Annotated in this window: 17 protein-coding genes; 10 read left to right on the forward strand and 7 right to left on the reverse strand. The window is 62.9% G+C overall.

Annotated features, from left to right (window positions below; genetic code table 11):
• Nucleotides 1-2: 2 nt before the first annotated feature.
• Together atzF and PP1Y_RS02040 are read left to right on the forward strand one after the other, a co-directional pair.
• Nucleotides 3-1,766, forward strand: coding sequence for an allophanate hydrolase (gene atzF / locus PP1Y_RS02035; protein WP_013836444.1), 1,764 nt, complete (start codon nucleotides 3-5; stop codon nucleotides 1,764-1,766).
• A gap of 2 nt (nucleotides 1,767-1,768) precedes the next feature.
• Complete coding sequence (locus PP1Y_RS02040) at nucleotides 1,769-2,710, forward strand: hypothetical protein (RefSeq protein WP_013836445.1); 942 nt, start codon at nucleotides 1,769-1,771, stop codon at nucleotides 2,708-2,710.
• A 44-nt stretch (nucleotides 2,711-2,754) separates the two neighbouring features.
• On the opposite strand, the gene PP1Y_RS02045 is transcribed toward PP1Y_RS02040, so the two are convergent.
• From PP1Y_RS02045 to PP1Y_RS02065, 5 genes are all read right to left on the reverse strand, one after another.
• Complete coding sequence (locus PP1Y_RS02045) at nucleotides 2,755-3,081, reverse strand: UrcA family protein (protein WP_013836446.1); 327 nt, start codon at nucleotides 3,079-3,081, stop codon at nucleotides 2,755-2,757.
• Between the two features lie 125 nt (nucleotides 3,082-3,206).
• Nucleotides 3,207-3,572 (reverse strand): hypothetical protein, encoded by a 366-nt coding sequence (locus tag PP1Y_RS02050; protein ID WP_013836447.1) that lies wholly within the window; start codon nucleotides 3,570-3,572, stop codon nucleotides 3,207-3,209.
• 22 nt (nucleotides 3,573-3,594) lie between these two features.
• A complete protein-coding gene (locus tag PP1Y_RS02055; RefSeq protein ID WP_013836448.1) occupies nucleotides 3,595-5,166 on the reverse strand; it encodes a tetratricopeptide repeat-containing sulfotransferase family protein in 1,572 nt (523 codons plus the stop codon).
• Nucleotides 5,163-6,092: a sterol desaturase family protein gene (locus PP1Y_RS02060; RefSeq protein WP_013836449.1), complete on the reverse strand. Its 930-nt coding sequence runs from the start codon at nucleotides 6,090-6,092 to the stop codon at nucleotides 5,163-5,165. The genes PP1Y_RS02055 and PP1Y_RS02060 overlap by 4 nt, the downstream gene beginning before the upstream one ends.
• An 88-nt stretch (nucleotides 6,093-6,180) precedes the next feature.
• Nucleotides 6,181-7,119 carry a LysR family transcriptional regulator gene (locus tag PP1Y_RS02065; protein ID WP_013836450.1) on the reverse strand — a complete coding sequence of 313 codons (939 nt, stop codon included), beginning with the start codon at nucleotides 7,117-7,119 and terminating at the stop codon, nucleotides 6,181-6,183.
• A 117-nt stretch (nucleotides 7,120-7,236) separates the two neighbouring features.
• Between PP1Y_RS02065 and PP1Y_RS02070 the strand changes: the two genes are divergently transcribed.
• From PP1Y_RS02070 to PP1Y_RS02085, 4 genes are all read left to right on the forward strand, one after another.
• Nucleotides 7,237-8,238, forward strand: a complete 1,002-nt coding sequence (locus PP1Y_RS02070) for an isopenicillin N synthase family oxygenase (protein WP_013836451.1) — start codon at nucleotides 7,237-7,239, stop codon at nucleotides 8,236-8,238.
• Nucleotides 8,235-9,122, forward strand: a complete 888-nt coding sequence (locus PP1Y_RS02075; RefSeq protein ID WP_013836452.1) for a hypothetical protein — start codon at nucleotides 8,235-8,237, stop codon at nucleotides 9,120-9,122. Before PP1Y_RS02070 ends, PP1Y_RS02075 begins: the two co-directional genes overlap by 4 nt.
• 209 nt (nucleotides 9,123-9,331) lie before the next feature.
• Nucleotides 9,332-10,327, forward strand: a complete 996-nt coding sequence (locus tag PP1Y_RS02080; RefSeq protein WP_013836453.1) for a sterol desaturase family protein — start codon at nucleotides 9,332-9,334, stop codon at nucleotides 10,325-10,327.
• Between the two features lie 75 nt (nucleotides 10,328-10,402).
• The gene (locus tag PP1Y_RS02085; RefSeq protein WP_013836454.1) at nucleotides 10,403-11,029 is read left to right on the forward strand and encodes a hypothetical protein; all 627 of its coding nucleotides are present in this window, start codon (nucleotides 10,403-10,405) and stop codon (nucleotides 11,027-11,029) included.
• A 177-nt stretch (nucleotides 11,030-11,206) separates the two neighbouring features.
• Here PP1Y_RS02085 and PP1Y_RS02090 read toward each other — a convergent pair whose 3' ends face one another.
• Both PP1Y_RS02090 and PP1Y_RS02095 read right to left on the reverse strand, forming a co-directional pair.
• Nucleotides 11,207-11,443 carry a hypothetical protein gene (locus PP1Y_RS02090; RefSeq protein ID WP_041558222.1) on the reverse strand — a complete coding sequence of 79 codons (237 nt, stop codon included), beginning with the start codon at nucleotides 11,441-11,443 and terminating at the stop codon, nucleotides 11,207-11,209.
• 132 nt (nucleotides 11,444-11,575) lie between these two features.
• Nucleotides 11,576-13,222, reverse strand: coding sequence for an FAD-binding protein (locus tag PP1Y_RS02095; RefSeq protein ID WP_041558223.1), 1,647 nt, complete (start codon nucleotides 13,220-13,222; stop codon nucleotides 11,576-11,578).
• A 356-nt stretch (nucleotides 13,223-13,578) separates the two neighbouring features.
• Between PP1Y_RS02095 and PP1Y_RS02100 the strand changes: the two genes are divergently transcribed.
• From PP1Y_RS02100 to PP1Y_RS02115, 4 genes are all read left to right on the forward strand, one after another.
• Entirely contained in the window at nucleotides 13,579-14,190 is a 612-nt protein-coding gene (locus PP1Y_RS02100) for a TetR/AcrR family transcriptional regulator (RefSeq protein WP_013836456.1), read from the forward strand.
• Between the two features lie 431 nt (nucleotides 14,191-14,621).
• Nucleotides 14,622-15,029 carry a hypothetical protein gene (locus PP1Y_RS02105; protein ID WP_013836457.1) on the forward strand — a complete coding sequence of 136 codons (408 nt, stop codon included), beginning with the start codon at nucleotides 14,622-14,624 and terminating at the stop codon, nucleotides 15,027-15,029.
• Nucleotides 15,026-16,300 (forward strand): efflux RND transporter periplasmic adaptor subunit, encoded by a 1,275-nt coding sequence (locus PP1Y_RS02110; protein WP_041558226.1) that lies wholly within the window; start codon nucleotides 15,026-15,028, stop codon nucleotides 16,298-16,300. Before PP1Y_RS02105 ends, PP1Y_RS02110 begins: the two co-directional genes overlap by 4 nt.
• A gap of 62 nt (nucleotides 16,301-16,362) precedes the next feature.
• Nucleotides 16,363-19,551: an efflux RND transporter permease subunit gene (locus tag PP1Y_RS02115; protein WP_013836459.1), complete on the forward strand. Its 3,189-nt coding sequence runs from the start codon at nucleotides 16,363-16,365 to the stop codon at nucleotides 19,549-19,551.
• Nucleotides 19,552-19,553: the final 2 nt, after the last annotated feature.

Raw genomic sequence — 19,553 nt, forward strand, 5'->3', positions numbered from 1 at the left:
CCATGCTGGATCGCCGCAGCGCCGCCGCCATCGCTGCCGATGTGAACGCGGGACGCACAACCGCCGTCGCCGTGGCGAAAGAAACGCTTTCGCGGCTTGCCGCCTATGATGCCATCCAGGCACAAGTCTGGATCAGCCGGCTGAGCGTGGATGCATTTCTTGAATCAGCCCGCGCCGTGGATGCGCGCGTAAAGGCCGGCGAGGTTCTGCCTCTGGCCGGCGTGCCTTTTGCAGCGAAGGACAACATCGACGTCGCGGGTCTCGAAACGACGGCGGCCTGCCCTGCCTTCGCCTACAGCCCCGAGCGATCCGCCACGGTGATCGAGCGGCTGACACAGGCCGGCGCAATCTGCATCGGCAAAACCAACCTCGACCAGTTCGCCACGGGCCTCAATGGCACACGCAGCCCCTATGGCGCCCCGCGCAACGCCTATAACCTGGCCTATGTCAGCGGTGGTTCGAGTTCGGGCTCTTCCGTCGCAGTGGCAGCGGGGCTGGTCCCATTCGCGTTGGGCACCGACACCGCCGGTTCGGGCCGCGTGCCCGCCGCGTTTCAGCATCTGATCGGCTACAAGCCAAGCAAAGGCCGCTGGAGCAACAAGGGGCTGGTGCCCGCCTGCCGCACGCTCGACTGCATCACCGTATTCACCGACAATGTGACCGATGCCCGGCTGGTGGATGGGGTCATAGCCGGTTTCGATGCCGCCGATCCCTATTCCAAGGCACTGGCCAACCGCCCGCTGGAGTACAAGAGGATCGGCGTGCCGCGCCGTGGGCAACGCGTCTGGTTCGGCGACAGCGAGTCCGAGTACTTCTACGATCGCGCGCTCGACTCGCTGGCGCAAATGGCCGAGATCGTCGAAATCGACATGGCACCTTTCCAGGAAGCCGCGCAGTTGCTCTACGGTGGCCCCTGGGTGGCTGAGCGGACCGCTGCGATCGCGACCGTCCTTGCCGACAGTCCCGAGGCCATCGATCCGACAGTGCGCGAAGTGGTCGAACCCGGCCTCAGCATGAGCGCGGTGGAACTGTTCAACGGCATTTACCGCTTGGCGGAGTTGAAGCGGCATGCGGACCTGCTGTGGGAAGGCATCGACATGCTCGCCTTCCCGACTGCCGGCACGACCTATCGCGTTTCCGAACTTCTGGCCGCGCCTGTCGCGCTCAACAGCGCATTCGGTTTCTACACCAATTTCGTGAACCTGCTCGACATGGCAGCCGTCGCCGTGCCGGCCGGTATTCGCGGTAATGCAACGGGCTTCGGTGTAACCCTGATCGGCCCCGCCGATACCGACTGCGCCCTCCTGGACGCGGCCGACGCCTATCTCGCGGCAGCCAATCTCCCGCAACGACCACCACTCGACCTGGAGGGAAAGATGCAAACCGTGAAACTTGCCGTCGTGGGCGCCCACCTCAAGGACATGCCGCTGCACTGGCAGCTCACATCCCGCAATGCCAGGTTCGTCGGCGCCTTCCAGACGGCTCCCTCGTACCGGCTCTACGCCATCGCAGACAGCGTCCCGCCCAAACCCGCGCTTGTGCACAGCCCCGATGGTGGGGAAATCGCGGTCGAGGTCTACGAACTGGACGTAGCGGAATTCGGCAGCTTCGTGGTCGAAGTGCCCGCTCCCCTCGCGATCGGCACGGTGACTCTCTCCGACGGCAGCAGCGTCAAGGGCTTCGTCGCCGAACCTCGCGCGCTTGCCGGCGCGCAGGACATAACGGAACTCGGCGGCTGGCGCGCCTTCATCGCAAGGCAGGGCTGATCATGCGCAATCTTCCGATACTGGCTACGCTGCTGGCCGCAGGCCTCGGCGTGCTCCCGCTGACTGCGCAGGCGCACGAGGAGCAGGTCATCGAAGTGCCCGGTTTCGCGGACTTCCTGGCAGTCGATGGCAACAGCGTGTGGGCCACCAATGCCGGACGGGTGGAGCGCTGGTCGCGCAAGGGCAAGCTGGCCGAAGTCGCCATGTCCAGACCCTGCGGTGCCATGACGATCATGGCCGGCTCTTTGTGGGTGGCCGATTGCGAAGAGAATGCACTTGTCCGGATCGACACGCGCACCGCCAGAAAGACCGCAACGATCCCCACAGGCATTGCCAACCGGGATGGCGAGCTCAACGTCGCGGCTGGTGCCGGTTCGATCTGGGTGGCCAGCGATAACGATGTGGGCAAGGTCTCGCGCATCGATCCCGCCACCGACACCGTTGTCGCGACGATCCCTGTCGATCCGGGTACGTGGTATCTGGCCTTCGGGCATGGATCGCTCTGGGCGGTCAGCGCCAAAGGCCGTTCGATCCAGCGTATCGATCCGAAGATCAATGCGGTGGTGAAACGCACCGCCCTTGGCAAGCAGCCCGGCTTCCTCGCTGCCGGCGCAGGCGCCGTCTGGGTTCAGGAACAGGGCGACGGCACCGTGGCGCGCATCGATCCGTCCACGAGCGAAGTGACCGGGCGTGTCAAGGTAGGCGACGTTCTGAAATGGGGCGATATCGATACGGGCGGCGGCAAGGTGTGGCTGCGCACCACCGAGGACCAGACTTTCGCCGTGATCGATCCGCAGTCGATGAAGGTCCGTGCGCGGGTCGGCAAGGCCGAAGGCAGCGGCGCCTTACGATATACCCGCGCTGGCCTGTGGACCTCGGCTCATGACAAACACACCCTGACCTGGTGGCCAAAGCCGAAGAAGCTGGAAAAGCCTGAAAAATAAACCGCCCGCAGCCCGGGACGCCCGGGCTGCGGAGCGAGGGCTGCTCAGCGGTTGTACGCGAGGCGGTCCGACGCCGGGACCATCGCCGAGCGAGTTTCGATCTGCGAGCGAACATCGGCGACCACCGCAGTCCGGCATTCCTGCGCCTTGGCTTCCAGTGCAAGATGCACGCCGGCAAGGCGATCACCGCAAACGGCACGCGCTGCCTGGTCCATACGGATCGCAAGTCGCTCCTGGCCTTCAGGGGTCGTGAGGTCGATCCCCTTGAGGGTCAGGACAGCCTCATCCTTGGCGAAGGGATTTTCGGCAGGGGCGGCATAAGCCGTGGTCGCGAACGCGAAAGTGGCGAGAACCGCCAGGCCAATCTTCATCATCATCTCCTGTACGTAGAACGAACGCCGCTCTACGGCGACTGCCGCATACATAGGACCAGAAGATGAAACTTTCAATATAGAAGGAAAATTTGTTACTTTATTACTAGATTCACTCCCAATTATTACTTCACGCTCACCACCAGGTGGTCAAGATTGTCTACATGACCAAGTAGCCCGATCGGCAGAGCGGCCTGCGAATGCGTATCGGCGACCGATACCGTTATCGTCCGCGCGTAAGGTACCGACCAATCCTGCAGCGTCTTGACCGGCAGGCTAACCTGCCACTTGCGCCCGCCCTGCGCGGCGACCGCATGACCGTTGATGCTAACCGCCGACCCCACATCGGCACGGCGACCTGTAACAAGCAGGCACGAACCGGCCTCGCAATCGACGAGCCGCGTCCGCGGTTCGGCTGCTGCCGGTGTAGCGATTCCTGCGGAGAGGATGGCGGTCAGGCTCAGGGCGTTGCGGATGCGATATATCGACATTGTGCAAAAGGCCTCCTGCTTGTCAGTCGATGGCAATTCCGGCGTTCTCGAAGATGCGGCGGACAGGTTCGAGAACCTCTCCATGCCGCTTCCAGCGGGCAACGGAACTGGCATAGATGGGCTGGCGCACCTGCGCCGCGCTCGGGGTCGAGACCGGTGCGCTGTTTGTGTGGAACGACAGGCAGCGCTCGTCCCAGTCCAGTCCGCAATGCGCCAGGATTCTGCGAGTTTCACCCTCCTGATCGGCGATCAGATCTTCGTAGCGCACTTCGATCAGGCGATCGGCCAGGGCTTCGCGCCACAGGGCCATGAGCCGGTCGAAGCGCATATAGTAGGCGGCGATGTCGAGCAGGTCGTAGCTGTAATCGTAATAACGCGAAGTGACCGCGAAGAGATTGCGAAAATTGCTGAGCACTGTGTCCATCGGATGTCGCCGCAGGCAGATGATCCTGCTCGCGGGAAGCGCCCGTGCGATGAACCCCAGGTACTGGAAATTCCCCGGAAACTTGTCGGTGAAACGGAGGCTGGGATTGCGCCGGTGATGGTTCGCGCGCTGCAGGAAATCTCGGCCGATCTCGGCCATATCGCTGCCTGCTGCAGCTGCTATCGTGTCGGGATCGAGGACCGTTGGCGTTCGGGTGCCCGCCGCCTTTTTGACCGCCAGAGGCATCGCCTGCAGTTCGCCCGCGCTTTCAACAGCGGGATGAGAGGAGAGGATGCGGTCGACCAGCGTCGTCCCCGTGCGCGGCATACCGACGACGAAGATGGGAGAATCTGTCGCGGCTTCTCCCACCGGTTTCGGCAGGGGCCACGCAGCCTCGATCGCATCGAAGGACGCGGCATCCCGCTCAAAGGCATAAGGCAAAGTCCGACGGTGTTCGGCATTGACGCAGCACAACGTATCGAGTGCCTCGTCCAGCTGGCCGACGTCCTCCAGTTCTTTTGCAAGGGCATAGCCGAGCAGCAGTCTGTCGCGCGGCTTGCGGGCCAAGCCGCGTATCTCGGCAAGCCGGCCGATATGGTTGCATTCGGGGTTTTGCCTGCGCAGCCCAGCGAGAAGGTGGTGCGCGCGCGCATCCTCGGGAGACAAGGCTATCAGTGCCTCGAGCGCAGCTTCGGCCTCTTCCGTTCGCCCCAGGAAGTTGAGGGTCGTCGCCTGATTGTAGCGGTATCCGGCATGACCGGGTTCTAGGCGCACGGCCTCGGAAAAATGGACGAGCGCAGCGGCGTGGTTCCCGAGGCGCGCATAGACACAGCCCATTGTGTCGCGGCTGAGCGCGTCACCGGGCAGGGCCTGCTCAGCTGCTTGGAGCATCGACGCCGCGTCGCCATCCTGCCGAACCATGGTGAAGAGCTTGGCAAGGTTGGCGCAATATTCGCCTTGCGGATCGAGCCTCACCGCCCGATCGATGTGCCGAATCCCCGATCGGATGCGGCCCGTGCTGGATTCCGCGACCCCCAGAAGGAAGTGTGCTTCGGCATCCTTGGGATTTTCCGACAGGAGTGTCGTGGCGAAACGATGGGTTGCGCCCAAATCGCCTCGGGACAGCGCGCTTCGAGCAGCCTCGACCCGGGCAGAGCGCATTTCCGTCATGCTGGCCGTGGCTCGTTCTGGTCGTTTTCAGTCGACTCAGCAGTGCCAGCCCCCACTTTCTTGCGGGAATGGCACTTATCGATCAGCGGCTGGAACGGGAACAGGGTCTGCTCCCAGATCGACAGGCGCCTGCGGTCGTCCTGTCCCACCAGCACGCCCTCGCCCTCGCGGTAAGTTCCGAAGATGCGATCCAGCAGGATGAGCGAATTGCCGTAGTTGCAGCGGGTGCTCTCGTAATCGGTCGAATGATGGAGGCTGTGATGGCGGATCGTGGTGAAGAAGAACGAATACCAGATCGGCGGATCGGCCCGCACGTTGGCGTGGGCGAAGACCGAGATGACCCCCATCGTGTTGAAGGCTGCGAAAAGGGCAGTCTGGTCGAAGTCGAAGAGCGCCAGCACGCTCAGGCTGATCAGAAACAGTTCGATCGGGTTGCCGACCGCACCCTTCGCCGCATTGAGCTGGGTGATGTGGTGATGCGGCGCATGGGTAAGCCAAAACGGCGTCCAGTTATGCATCAACCGGTGCATCCAGTACTGACCGAATTCAAGAACGAAGATCGCCAAGGCAACTTGCGCGAGCCAGGGCATCTGCGCGACCCAGGGGGTGCTGATGCCCAGCGAGGCCTTGGCCGCCGTCAGCGGAGCTTCCGCCAGTTTTTCCGATGCCCAAGCGATCACAGTTGCGCTGAGCACGGAGTAATAGAGATCGGTCAGGAATTCCTGCTTGTTCATACGCCAGCCGGCGTGGCGTTCATGCAACCATTCCAGCGCCAGCACGGCCATGACAATCAGCGGCGACGTGACGGTCAGAGTCCAGGAATTCTTGAGGAGGGTTTCCGGTCCAAAGGCCCAGAACAACAGCACCGCTGCGATCATCGCCGGAGGAATGTGATTGAAAACCTTGTCCTTCAGACTCGCTTGCATGACGCAGCTCCATTCATGTGTTTCCACACTGCGCTGCATTGCGTCATGAAGGGAGGCGCTATTTTACGATGGAAGGCATAGATTTTCGCTATGCTCTGCGCTGGGCACGGATCCTGCGCATGACTTCGTCCCAGAAAAGCTGGGTCGCGGTGTCTCGCGCCGGTTCGGTTCGGGCGAGGAGGAAGATGTCGTAGCTCGGTTCGAAATCGGCGTGGAGCATCGGCCACAGCCGCCCTGCGGCCACTTCGCCCTCGGCGGCAAGGATCGGCAGGAAACCGATGCCGATTCCGTGCAAGATCAGCCGCCGCGCTTCATTGATGTCCTCGGCAAGCCCCCGCACATTGGTGCCCAGCCGATAGCGCCGCCGCAAGTGCGTGATCTGCTCGATCTCGTCTTCGCCGGTGAGGACGAAACCCTCGTCCTTCAGCTCACCCAGACGACTTACCCGGTATCCGAAATAAGGACTGTGGCGGGAACAGTAGAGCTGCTGGCGCTCCACCAGCAAGGGTTCGTACATCAGGCTACCGCGAACGGAACTGTCATAGCCGACACCGATTTCGACTTCGCCCTGCTCCAGTGCATCGAGCACCTGGCGCCAGGGGGAGACGCGGATCTCAATGTGAATGGCCGGATTGCGCCGGTGAAAGCTGGCGATCGCTTCGTCAAATTCCGGGGAGACGAGACCCGATACGATCTGGATGCGAACGATGCCTTCGACGCGCTTGGTCGCCTGGGCGATCTGGTGCGGCACCATGCGAGCCGATTCCAGCATGTCTTCGCACAAGGCCATCATGGCCTTGCCTGCCGCCGTCATTTCGACGCCGGTAGCGGTGCGATGGAGCAGAGTGACTCCGACGTGATCTTCAAGACGCTTAAGCGCCGCACTGATACTGGGCTGCTGCCGGTTGAGCTGTCGCGCTGCCGCGCCGATGCCACCTGCGCGGACGATGTCCACGAAAGTCCGCATCAGGTTCCAGTCGACACGGCTGGCAAACTTCCGGTCGATCAGCGGCGCTCGCTCACTCATCCTATAGCCCATTCCTTTCGCGGTGCCCTCAGGATGGCCAAGTCATAGACAAAATCAATGGAAATCATCTGATCGTCGCATCTATCGCTATGGGCACGGTAGAATAAGCCTGTTGCCATGACATCAGCGTCGCTCCCCCTCGTCGACATCTCCGGTCTGGACAGCATCCGCCTTGAGGACCGCATGGCCGTTGCACGCGAACTCGACCGCGCCTGCGCGCAAACCGGCTTTCTCTACATCGCGGGCGCGCAACTCGAGCCCGACCTGTTCCGCCGGCTCGTCGACCGGGCGAAGACCTACTTCGCGCTCGACCACGAGACCAAGATGGCCAGCTACATTGGCCATTCCGAGAACCACAGCGGGTACGTGCCTGTGGGTGAAGAGCAATTCCCCGGTGCTGCCGCAGATCTGAAAGAGGCATTCGACGTCAACTGCGACTACACGTCGGCCCACGGGAGGCGGCGGCTTCTAGGGCCGAATTGCTGGCCCGAGATGCCCGGATTTCGCGAGGATGTGCAGGCCTACTACGCGCACATCACCAGAATCGGCCGCCGCCTCTTTCGTGGCTTTGCACTGGCCCTGGGCCTCGACGAAGACCATTTCGACCCATACCTGCGCCATCCTCCCAGTCAGCTGCGCCTGATCCACTACCCGTTCGACGCCGCGGCGCAAGATCGCCCCGGAATTGGCGCGCACACCGACTACGAATGCTTCACCCTGCTCTTTGCAACTGCGCCGGGCCTGCAGATCCTCGACAAGCAAGGCGTGTGGATGGATGTCCCGCTGATCGAAGGCACCATGATCATGAACATCGGCGACATGATGGAGATCCTGTCCAACGGTCGCTTCGTGGCTACCCGGCATCGCGTGAAGAAAGTCAAGGAGGAACGCTATTCGTTCCCGCTCTTCCTCACCTGCGACTACGATTACGTCATTGCGCCGGTCCTGCGCGGCGAAGCCCCCCGATACGCTCCGCTGAAAGGCGGCGAGCACCTGTTCAACCAGACAGCCCAGACCTTCGCTTACCTGAAACGCAGGGTCGAATGCGGAGAACTGGTGCTTTCCAACGCCGTTCCGCCCAACTCCTTTGGCCAGCGCGCGAACGGGACAACCTCGTGAACATTGCCGACCTGATGAGGGAACTGCCCGAGACCGGTCTTGATGGCCTTGCATTCCCCCGCAATCTTCTTGGTGCCTTCCGGCGCAAGAGCATCACCTTCTGCACCGGCCTTACCGACGAGACCACCCTCGTTTACTGGTTCCAGTCCAGGAGCTTCACGATCGACCTGCGCCTGCCCGATGGTGCCGAGACCGCAATAGCGGCCCGGCAGGGCTGGATTGGAGACACGCTGTGGGATCCGGATCGCAAAGAGCTCTCCTGGACAATCGTGCGCAGCTATCAACCGGGCAACCAATGGCCGGAACCGGCGACATTCCAGTTCATCGGCAACTGCGTTCTCGAGTTTGCGCCCTCGGGTGCCTATGTCGAAGACTGGCGTCAGCAATGTTCTTTCGGTCCGATCCTGGGACTGCGCCTGCTTGCCTTGCGCGATGACGAGACCGGCAGAGAAGTGCCGGTCGACGGTGGGCTGATCGTGGCAGGCCGACACATGGCCTATGTCCAATCGCGACTGCCGCAGGTGGATGCGGCCGTGAATGCCGAGCCCAGCCTGGAGGAGGCCCTCGCTCGAGGCATCGCTACCGAACCCGAAATCGAAAGCCATGAAGTCTCCGTTGCCATCGACGGCCACGCCGTAAAGTACAGTACCCGCACTGACGTTCTCGGGACGGACATCGCCGCCGGCGATTTCAAGCTGCAGGACGACCGGACGATCACCTTGGCAAAACATGTCGACGACAGGGCATGCACCCTGCGTTTCTCGCTCGATCTTCACGTCCGCGATTTTCCTTTCGATCGGCAGACGCCCTGCACGGCGCAGGCGCAGGCATGGATCGAGAGCGAACAAGGCCATCTCGCGCGGCATGCCGTGGTAACGTATTGACCGAGCCTTTCGTCGCCCTTCCGCGTCACCACGGAGCCTCGGGCATAGCCAGCGTCTATGCCATCTATATCATAATACCGTCTGGCGTGATGCAGGTGCTTTCAGGATGCTGAGCCGACATCATTTCCAATGGGTCGCGGACTTGCACGTCATCTGACACGGCGGGCAATCCCGCAGGACACCGGACGGACAAGACGAGGGCAGGCGTTGTGGACGGAGTTCGCGTAGGCAAAAGGCTGATTGGCACACAGGCCCCTGTTACCGTGGGATGGGAGAACATTCCCAAGGTGGAAGGTGGCCCGGTCAAGCAGTTCGTGTTCACCTGGTTTCAGCCCACGGTGTTGTTCGCGCTTATCGCATTCTGGTATTACGCGCCCAATTCCATTGCCAAGGCATCTACCGCAATCGGCATCGGAATCGGCTTCAGGGTACTGCTACTGGCGCTCGAATGGGTGAACCCGCGTTATGAAAGCTGGCGGCTGACCTGGAAGGAACTGGTTACCGACCTGTTCTATGTCGGGCTCGGCTATACGATCCTCAACCTGGTAGACCAGTACATCGGCAGCGATGCCGTGATCGAGGCTCTCCAGCACGCCTTCGACTGGGACAAGCTGGCATGGTTCGTGGGCCTGCCGCTGCTTCTGCAGGCCTTCCTGATCTCGTTCATCTTCGACTTCGGGCAATATTGGATGCATCGCGGGATGCACAACTGGTACCCGCTGTGGCTGCCCCACTCGGTGCACCATTACATCACCCAGCTAAACATCAACAAAGGCGCGGTGGGCAATCCGGTCGAGCTTTTCCTGATCGGCCTTGGTATCGGCGGCTTCTTCGACTTCCTGCCGCGGGCGGCCCTGCTCGCCGGTGCCATCGGCATGGCGGTGAGTACCTATCAGCACATCAACGTGCGCTTCAACACGCCGCGTTGGTGGCGCTTCCTGTTCAACACCACCGAACATCACAGCGTTCACCATTCGCAGGACTTCGAAGCCACCCGCAGCAACTATTCCGGCACCTACATCTTCATCGACCGCATCTTCGGCACCTGCATCGATGGCGAGGCTGAACTGCTGGGCATGGAAGGCGGGCGCCGTATGTCCATCCGCGAGCAGATGACCTTCCCATTCACCGAAGGCTGGAAGACGATCAAGGAGAAGTACGGCCGGGAACGTTACACCCGGGCGGAAACCGTGCCTGCCGAATGATGGGCCAAGGCCGGACGCAAAGCGACTGCGCGGCCCGACAAGACCAAATCCAATTCTCTCTCGACAGGAGATCATGTGAACGCGCGTTTCATCGAATGGATCTGGCATATCAAGGGCAGCCTACCTCTCGCTCCAGGGCAATCGAGCGATGATGCATTTCACCGGCTCGCACCGCTGTTTCAGGAGGCGGGCACCAACTACAGCCAGCAAGATGATACGCTGAGCTTCTCCAAGAAGGACCAGGCGGCGCAGGACAAGATGTCGGTCTTCGATGCCGGGGTGCTGCAGATCGAAAGAAGCGGTTCGGGCCCCGTGCTGCACTATCACCTGGTCAGCCGCGCGTTGCTGTTCTGTTTTCTGGCGCCTCTGCTGTTTCTGGGTTTCGCGCAATTGACCGTATTCTTGGGCGATCTCGAGAAGCCCTCGACCGAAGCCGCTACCGAGAAGCCTGACAAAAAGAAGGCTTCTGTGCTGCCGCAGCATCCGATAGACAAGGCGTTGGGCGCTCCTGCCCCCGAACTGCCCAAGAAAGACGCTGCCGACGACGAGGGCAAGAAACCCTCGCCAACTTCAGCCTATGTCTTCGCGGCCATTTTCGCTGTGCTCTATTCAGTCGGACGCGTGCTGGAAGCAGGACTAATAAAGTCCGTTTTCAGGAAGAAGCTTCAGGGATCACAGGCGCACGAACCTGTGCCCGGTTGATCGCGGTCGCAGCGGATGCCGCGAATAACAGGCGGCCGCACCTGATCGGGGCTGCCGCTGACTGACGGTCACGGGCCGATTGCGAGATAGGGGGAATTGGCAGAGGCAAAGTCGCTCTGCATGAAGCGCCGATGTCTCTGCCTTTTCGTCAGACAGGCTCGGGAAGTTCGAAAGGACCTATTGCCCCGCAGCCCCATTCGCGGCTTCGCTGGGCGGGACCGGGGTCATCGGCGTATCGGGCAGGTCGACCGGAACACCGGTTGCATCGGCATCCTGGACGATCAGCTGGCCTCCGCTTTCATCCTTGACGTCCGCCTTGTACTCGGCGGGCTCCTGCGAGCAGGCAGCGACGGTGAGAAGTGCACTCGTCGCAAGCAGCATTTTCGCTGCATTCCGGGATCTTGTGACAGCCATGACTCGTCTCCCTTTTTTCACATGGTATCCTGCAGTCAATCCTCGAGACAAGCCCCGTGTTCCCTCCCGTGTTCCGGGCTATCGATATCAGGGGCATGCCACGCCTCTGATACCACGCAGCGCGACCGCCGGCTAAGCGACATTACTGTTGCGGCGCGCCGCAAAACTGCCGGAGAGGTAACCGAAGGTTGCCGCAGCTGCGATCGTCGCGCCCGCGCCGGGATAGGCATGGCCAAAAGGCGAACCGCTACTATTGCCCGCAGCGTAAAGACCTGCGATCGGGCGGCCTTCGACATTCAAGACCCTGCCATGGCAGTCCGTCTTGATGCCGCCGTTGGTACCAAGGTCGCCGGGCCTGATGACCGCGGCCCAGAACGGGGGCCTGGAAATCTCGCCGAGACTGGAATTCGGGCTATGCGCGGGATCGGCCCAGTAGCGGTCGTAATCCGTCTCACCCCTGCCGAAGTCCCCGTCCTTCCCGGCGCGGGCAAACTGATTGAACCGTCCCACCGTCGCCTCCAGTTGGGAGGGATCGATGCCGCACTGACCGGCAAGATCCGCGATCGTGTCCGCCCGCTTGAGATAGCCGTTGTCCATCATCTTCTTGCGGATCGCCTTCTTGGATAGGTCGGCAAAGATGTAGCGTTTGAGGAACCTGCCATCGAGAATGAGCCAATGGCGTTCGCTGGCCGCGCCGTTTTCATACATGACCCGGCCCGTCGTCATGTAGGATCGCGCTTCGTTCATGTATCGCTCGCCGCCCGCGTTGACGATGATGCTGCCCGGCAGGGCGCGCAATGCCAGGACGAGGCCATTCAGTTCCGGCGAAATCTGGATCGAGGGCATCCACCAACAATCGTCGGTCAGTTCGCTGGCCGCACCAATGGCACCGGCAGCTTGGAAGGCATCGCCCTCGTCCTCGGGAATGGCGTTGGACCACGATTGATCGCGCCCCTGAAGCTCTCGCCGCAGCGCCTTGTTCTGCGCGAAGCCACCCGCTGCGAGGAGTACGCCGGCGGGCGCATCGAGCCTTTCACGCCGCCCTTCGCGCTCGACGATGACACCCGTGACCGCGCCATCTTCCACCACCAGATCGACAAGACGAGTGGACAGGCGGATCGGAATGTCGCGCTTCAGGGCGATATTCATCAAGGACGCCGCCAATGCGCGCCCGTTGCCCAGCGGCTTCTGCCCGCGCAGCTTGCGCAGTAGATGGCAGATCACCGTGCGGGCTGCTTCCACGAACAGGCGCGGACTTGTCCATGCCCGCGTCAGCGTCGCGAACTGGCCGCTGTTGATCGCGGGCAGATCAAGATCGGCAAGGCGCATGGTCCTGAACCGCGCGCCCAACCGATGACCGTCGAACGCGGCAGACTCGATGATGCGGCCCTTGCTGCTGCCCGGCACGCCCGGATAGTAATCCGGGTGCTCGGAAGCCCTGATCCAGTCGACGCCCTCCTCCGCCAGCATCCGGGCCATCTGCGGGGCGTTCTCCAGAAAGGCATCGGCCTTCGCGATCTCGCGCGCCCCCGCCTCTTCGCCGAGGAGTGCATGAACGTAACTGCGGGCCAATTCCGGATCTTCGCCCGCGCCTTGCCCCTGCATGAGATCGTTTCCGGGAACCCAAAGCACGCCGCCCGAAGTCGCAGTGGTACCGCCCCAGCTGTCAGCCTTTTCGATGATGATGGGTTTCAGCCCGCCGCGACTGGCAGTGATGGCGCCTACCATGCCGGCAGCACCGCTGCCGATCACGATAAAATTGAAGTCATCCCCCGCCACGCGTTCATTCCTCCCCCGATTACGCCCGATATCGTCGGAGGGAATAGAACAGGGGACTGCCGCTATCGCCCCTGACATGTGTCAGGCCGGATGGTTCGGGCAAAGAAAAACCCGGCCAGATCGACCGGGTTTGAAAAGTTTGGGAGAGGATGCCTGAAAGGCCCGTCCTTTTTGTGCGTCGCAGCATAATTGTGCAAGTGCGAAAACCAATATGGGGATTGCATTTTTCGCAAGCCATGCAGGCAGCACTCCACCTGCGGGCTGCATAGCTCCATTCGCTGACGCTCCTCGTTTCCCGCGCCCCATCGAAGGCTTCACTGGACGAGACGCTGGGCAATCACTATGTACCACTCGGTATGGAATGCTCAGCCTCAACCAAAACACGCGGCCGTCCGCGGGAATTCGATCCCGAGGAAGCCTTGGCGAGCGCCCTGCGCGTGTTCTGGAAGCATGGCTATGAAGGCGCCTCCATGGCCGAGCTCACCGAGGCCATGGGCATTACCAAACCCAGCCTCTACGCATGTTTCGGCAACAAGGAAGCCCTCTTCAGGAAGGCCCTCGACCTCTACGAGCGCGACAAGCTGTGCTACATCAAGACCTCGCTGGACGCGCCAACTGCGCGTGAAGTTGCGAATCGCATTCTGCGCGGCGCGGTAAAGACGCACTGCGGCGAGAGCGACCCGCAAGGCTGCATGGGCGTCATCAGTTCGGTCGCCTGCACGACCGAGGCAGAATCGATCCGCAAGGAAGTCGTGGCACGCCGCGCATCGTCCGAGGCTGCTGTGGTCGAGCGCTTTGAAAAGGCCAAGGCCGAAGGCGACCTTCCCGAGCACGTGGATGCCAAGGCACTGGCTCAATGCCTGCTCACGGTCCTGCAGGGTCTCTCGGTCAAGGCCCAGGTCGGCGCCGAACGCAAGGATCTTGAGGCCGTCGTCGACACTTTCCTGGCCATGTGGCCCGGCCGCTGAAGCGCCCGTTCGCCGGGCACGCATGGCCCGGCCAGGCATAACCGGAAATCCCGGCTTCACCTTGAGGTTGCAGGCACTAAAGGAATAATTTACCGGTCAGTATAGAATGCACTTGACGGAATCGCGCATCGCAATATATACCGTCCAGTACAGAACGCAGCCACCTGACTCACCGCAAGGAAGTCTGATGACTGAAATTGCCAAACCGGTTCCCCCCGGCTGATTTCCGGTGCCCTCCGCTCCCCCCGCGGGTGGCCTCCGACACTTTGAACCTGAGCCAGCTGCCATGACGGGCGCGCCTGCCCGACTGCGCGGAAGGCTGAATACATCTAAGTTTCCCGGCCCCCCTTTGCGCCGGGAACGGGCCGGCGCGCGCCTTCTTTCCCCCCCACCCCTCGGGGCGCGCGCCGGTCATTTCAGGGAGTACAATCATGGCCTTCATCGATTTCACCGATGCGGCGCCGGAGGCACTGGCGGCGCCTGCCAACAGGTCCGTACAGGACACCCGGCGTTTCCCCTCGGTATCTGCACTGTCCGACCTCGAGCACCGCATCGTCGAACTCGCTCGCGGCGACGGCCTCGAAACCCTGCGGCCGCAGCGCAAGCGGTCCTGGCTGGGGCGGCTGATCCTGGGTCCGCAACCGATCTCGCCGGAACTTGCGAACGAGCGGCTCGAAGCACTGCGAAAGTTGGCCGTGCAAGCCTGGCACAAGGGCTACACCCTCCCGGTTTCGGCCGTGCGGGAAGCGCAGGCCGCCGGATACAGCGAGGCGCAGGTCGGCGCCGTCATCGATACCATCGGGCGCATGCGTGTGCCATTCCGGAGGCTTGCCGCGTGAATTTTCCTGCAAAGATCGACATCCCCGATCGGACCTTCAGGCAGGCAAGTGAAAGCCCCGAACGGCCGCGCAAGCGGCGGTTTGCAGCCATTGCCGGGATCCTCGTGCTGGTCGGCGCCGGAACGGCCTGGAGCCTGCTTCACGACACCACGGCCGAGGCGGTGGCGATGCCCGTTCCCCAGGTTCAGGCCGCCAACCCGCTGGTGCGCGAGGTGACGCAGTGGGACGACTACGTCGGCCGCTTCGCGCCGAGCCAGTCGGTCGAAGTGCGTCCCCGCGTTTCGGGGGCGATTACCCGGATCCACTTCAAGGACGGCGAATTCGTTCGCCAGGGCCAGCCGCTGTTCACGGTCGATCAGCGACCCTACCGCGCCGCCCTTGCCGAAGCGCAGGCAGACGTCGCTGCAGCGCGCAGCGCCGTGGCACTCGCCCGCTCGGACTATGACCGCGTGGCCGGGCTCTCCGGCGACGAGGCCATGGCCGCCAGCGAAGTCGACCAGCTTCGCACCCGCATGCATTCTGCCCAGGCCGCGCTCGCCGCTGCCCAGGCCCGCGCAAGGCAACGCGCCCTCGACGTCGAGTTCACCACCGTGCGCGCCCCGATTTCCGGCCGCATCTCGGACCGGCGCGTGGATGTCGGCAATCTCGTCTCGGGAGACAACAACGCCAATGCGACTTTGCTGACCACGATCAACGCCGTCGATCCGATCTACTTCACGTTCGATGCTTCCGAAGCCTTGTTCCTCAAGGCCCGGCGCGAGCAGGAACAGGGGCATGCACCGGCGCGGGTTCAGGTGCGCCTACAGGACGAGGCCGATTACAAGTGGAACGGCCGCCTAGACTTCACCGACAACGGTCTCGATCCGCGTTCGGGCACGATCCGCGTGCGTGCCGTGCTCGACAATCCCAAGGGCTTCCTGACCCCGGGCATGTTCGGCAACATGCGACTTGCGGAAGGCGCCAAGGCCAAGGCCCTGCTGGTCCCCGACGATGCCGTGCAGTCCGACCAGGCGCGCAAGGTGGTGCTGACCGTCGGCCGGGACGGCACCGTTGCGGCCAAGCCGGTCGAACTCGGGCCGCTGGTCGACGGCCTGCGGGTCATCCGCTCCGGTCTCTCGAAAGAGGACCGGGTGGTGATCTCGAACTACCAGGCCGCCGTCACCGGTGCCAAGGTCGAGACCCGCAGGGGCATGATCGCTGCGGATACGCACACGATCACCGCACCGGGCGCATCGGTACCGATGGCCTCGCAGGCAACTCTCAACAACTGATCCACCCGTAAAGGGGACGCGTTCGCGATTGGCGCGCGTCCCCATCGCAGGGGCACATTATCATGCGATTTTCCCGGTTCTTCATCGACCGGCCGATTTTCGCAGGCGTCATCGCGGTGATCATCACCGTGGTGGGAGCGCTTGCGTTCATCGGCCTCCCCGTCACCCAGTATCCCGACATCGTCCCGCCTACCGTCACCGTAAGCGCCCAATATCCGGGTGCCTCTGCCGAAACCGTCGCGGACACCGTCGCCGCGCCGATCGAGCAGGAGATCAACGGCGTCGACGACATGCTCTACATGGACTCGCAGTCGACGGGCGACGGCAAGGTGACAATCACCGTCACCTTCAAGATCGGCACGGATCTCGATGCCGCGCAGGTGCTGGTGCAGAACCGGGTCGCCGTGGCGACACCGCGCCTGCCGCAGGAAGTGCAGCAACTCGGCGTCGTCACCCGCAAGTCCTCGCCCGACTTCCTGATGGTGGTGAACCTGCAGTCGCCCGATCGGACGTTCGATCGCGACTATCTTTCGAACTATGCGCTGACCCAGGTGAAGGACAAGCTCGCCCGCATCGACGGCGTGGGCGACGTGCGCCTGTTCGGCGCGCGCGACTACGGCATGCGCATCTGGATCGATCCGGGCAAGGCGGCCGCGCTGGACCTGACCGCCGGCGAGATCGTCTCGGCCCTGCGCGCGCAGAACGTACAGGTTTCATCCGGCGCGCTCGGCCAGCCGCCGTTCGATACCGGCAATGCCTACCAGATCGGTGTCGAACTGCAGGGCCGCCTCAAGACGCCCGAACAGTTCGGCGATGTGATCGTGCGCACCGATGCGGACGGTCGGCAGGTACGCGTGCGCGACGTGGCCCGGGTTGAACTGGGCGCGCAGGACTACACGACCAATACCTATCTTTCGGGCAACCCGACCGTGGTCATGGCGGTAATGCAGCGCCCCGGTTCGAACGCGCTCAACTCCGCGCAGGCAGTTCGTGCCCAGATGGACGAGCTGTCGCAGTCCTTCCCGCAAGGCCTCGAATATTCGGTGATCTACAATCCCACCGAATTCATCGGACAGTCGATCGACGCAGTCTATCACACCCTGCTCGAAGCCGTGGTGCTGGTCGTCCTCGTCATCCTCGTCTTCCTGCAGAACTGGCGCGCAGCGATCATCCCGATCGTGGCAATCCCGGTTTCGCTGATCGGCACCGCCGTCATGCTCGCGGCCGTCGGCTATTCGCTAAACAATCTCTCGCTTTTCGGCATGGTGCTGGCAATCGGCATCGTGGTCGACGACGCCATTGTCGTGGTCGAGAATGTCGAGCGCTACATCGAGGAAGGCATGCGCCCGATCGAGGCCGCAAGGCGTTCGATGGACGAAGTTTCCAGCGCGCTCGTCGCCATCGTCCTGGTGCTCTGCGCGGTCTTCGTGCCCACCCTGTTCATCTCCGGAATCTCGGGTGCGTTCTACAAGCAGTTTGCCGTCACGATTTCCACCGCGACGGCTATCTCTTTGCTGATCTCGCTTACGCTATCTCCGGCGCTGGCGGCGATCCTGCTGCGTGAACGCCATCCCCTGCCCGCCGATGCGCCGCGCTGGAGGCGCGTGCTCCAGTCGGCCGCAGACGGTTTCAACCACGGGTTCGAGCGGATGAGTGCGGCTTATGCCGGGCTGACGCTGCGCCTCGTCAGGAAGCCGCTGCGCATGATGGCGACCTACGGCGCGCTCATCGCGGCGACCGTCGGCCTGTTCTGGGCAACACCGACCGGCTTCGTACCACAGCAGGACCAGGGCTACTTCATGGCCGCCATCTTCCTGCCGCCCGGCTCATCGCTGTCGCGCACCGACGAGGCGACGCAGGAAGTCGCCAAGCGCATCCTGCCGGTCAAGGGCCTGCGCGGCGCGGTGATGTTTGCCGGTTTCCACGGTCCGTCACGCACCGCAGCCCCCGATGCCGCCGCCATCTACTTCCCGTTCAAGAGTTTCGAGGAACGCAGGAAGCTGGGCGTCACCTACGCCGGAATCATGGAGCAGGCGCAGGCTGCGCTGCAAGGCTTCGACAAGGCGCAGGTCCTCCTGCTGCCCCCGCCGACGATCAACGGCATCGTCCCTCCCGGCGGCTACCGCATGATCGTGGAGGACAAGGACGGACGCGGCTATGCCGAGTTGGCCAAGGCCGCAGGCGCGATGATCGCGCAGGCGAACCAGACGCCTGAACTGAAGCAGGTCTATACCCTCTTCAACCTCAACACGCCGCGCGTCTATGCCGATGTCGACCGTCGCAAGGCGGACATGCTCGGCGTGCCGCCGGAGCGCGTATTCGAAGCCCTGCAAGTCTATCTCGGTTCCGCCTTCGTCAATGACTTCAACCTGCTGGGCCGCACCTATCGAGTCACTGCACAGGCGGATTCGCCCTACCGCGGCACGACGGCGGACATCGCCAACCTCAAGACGCGCTCGAATTCGGGCGCAATGGTCCCGATCGGCTCGGTCGCGACCTTCGAGGACAAGACCGGCCCCTACCGGGTCGTGCGCTACAACCTGCAACGCGCCGTCGAGGTCGATGGCAGCGTCGCGCCGGGCTATTCGACCGGACAGGCGCTGACAACGATGGAGCGCATCGCCGACGATGCGCTGCCGGCAGGCTACGGCCACGAATGGACCGGAATTGCCTTCCAGCAGACCACTGCCGGCAATACCGCGGGCGTCGTCTTCGGAATGGCAGTGCTGTTCGTGTTCCTTGTGCTTGCAGCGCAGTACGAAAGCCTGACACTGCCGCTGGCGATCATCCTGATCGTGCCGATGTGCCTCTTCGCGGCGATGCTGGGTGTCGACATCCGGGGCATGGACAACAATATCCTGACCCAGATCGGCCTCGTGGTGCTGATCGCGCTGGCGGCCAAGAACGCGATCCTCGTGGTCGAATTCGCCAAGCAGGCCGAGGACGAACAGGGCATGTCGCCGGTCGAAGCCGCAGTCTTTGCGGCACGTACCCGCCTGCGCCCGATCCTGATGACCAGCTTCGCCTTCATCCTGGGCGCAGTTCCGCTGGTGATCGCACAAGGAGCAGGCGCAGAGCTGCGCCAGGCGCTGGGCACGGCCGTGTTCTTCGGCATGGTCGGCGTCACCGGGTTCGGCCTGCTGTTCACCCCGACCTTCTATGTTGTGTGCCGCGCGCTGGGTGAGCGCCTGCGCCGCCGTCCTTCGGCCGGATCGCACGGGAACCATCCCCTGCCCGCCCCGGCCGAGTGAAA

The organism is Novosphingobium sp. PP1Y (assembly GCF_000253255.1).
Classification (GTDB): domain Bacteria; phylum Pseudomonadota; class Alphaproteobacteria; order Sphingomonadales; family Sphingomonadaceae; genus Novosphingobium.

Coding starts and splice junctions, on each gene's coding strand:
- atzF (WP_013836444.1), top strand. CDS start 3: ATGCTGGATCGCCGCAGCGCCGCCGCCATCGCTGCCGATGTGAACGCG.
- PP1Y_RS02040 (WP_013836445.1), top strand. CDS start 1,769: ATGCGCAATCTTCCGATACTGGCTACGCTGCTGGCCGCAGGCCTCGGC.
- PP1Y_RS02045 (WP_013836446.1), bottom strand. CDS start 3,081: ATGAAGATTGGCCTGGCGGTTCTCGCCACTTTCGCGTTCGCGACCACG.
- PP1Y_RS02050 (WP_013836447.1), bottom strand. CDS start 3,572: ATGTCGATATATCGCATCCGCAACGCCCTGAGCCTGACCGCCATCCTC.
- PP1Y_RS02055 (WP_013836448.1), bottom strand. CDS start 5,166: ATGACGGAAATGCGCTCTGCCCGGGTCGAGGCTGCTCGAAGCGCGCTG.
- PP1Y_RS02060 (WP_013836449.1), bottom strand. CDS start 6,092: ATGCAAGCGAGTCTGAAGGACAAGGTTTTCAATCACATTCCTCCGGCG.
- PP1Y_RS02065 (WP_013836450.1), bottom strand. CDS start 7,119: ATGAGTGAGCGAGCGCCGCTGATCGACCGGAAGTTTGCCAGCCGTGTC.
- PP1Y_RS02070 (WP_013836451.1), top strand. CDS start 7,237: ATGACATCAGCGTCGCTCCCCCTCGTCGACATCTCCGGTCTGGACAGC.
- PP1Y_RS02090 (WP_041558222.1), bottom strand. CDS start 11,443: ATGGCTGTCACAAGATCCCGGAATGCAGCGAAAATGCTGCTTGCGACG.
- PP1Y_RS02100 (WP_013836456.1), top strand. CDS start 13,579: ATGGAATGCTCAGCCTCAACCAAAACACGCGGCCGTCCGCGGGAATTC.
- PP1Y_RS02105 (WP_013836457.1), top strand. CDS start 14,622: ATGGCCTTCATCGATTTCACCGATGCGGCGCCGGAGGCACTGGCGGCG.
- PP1Y_RS02115 (WP_013836459.1), top strand. CDS start 16,363: ATGCGATTTTCCCGGTTCTTCATCGACCGGCCGATTTTCGCAGGCGTC.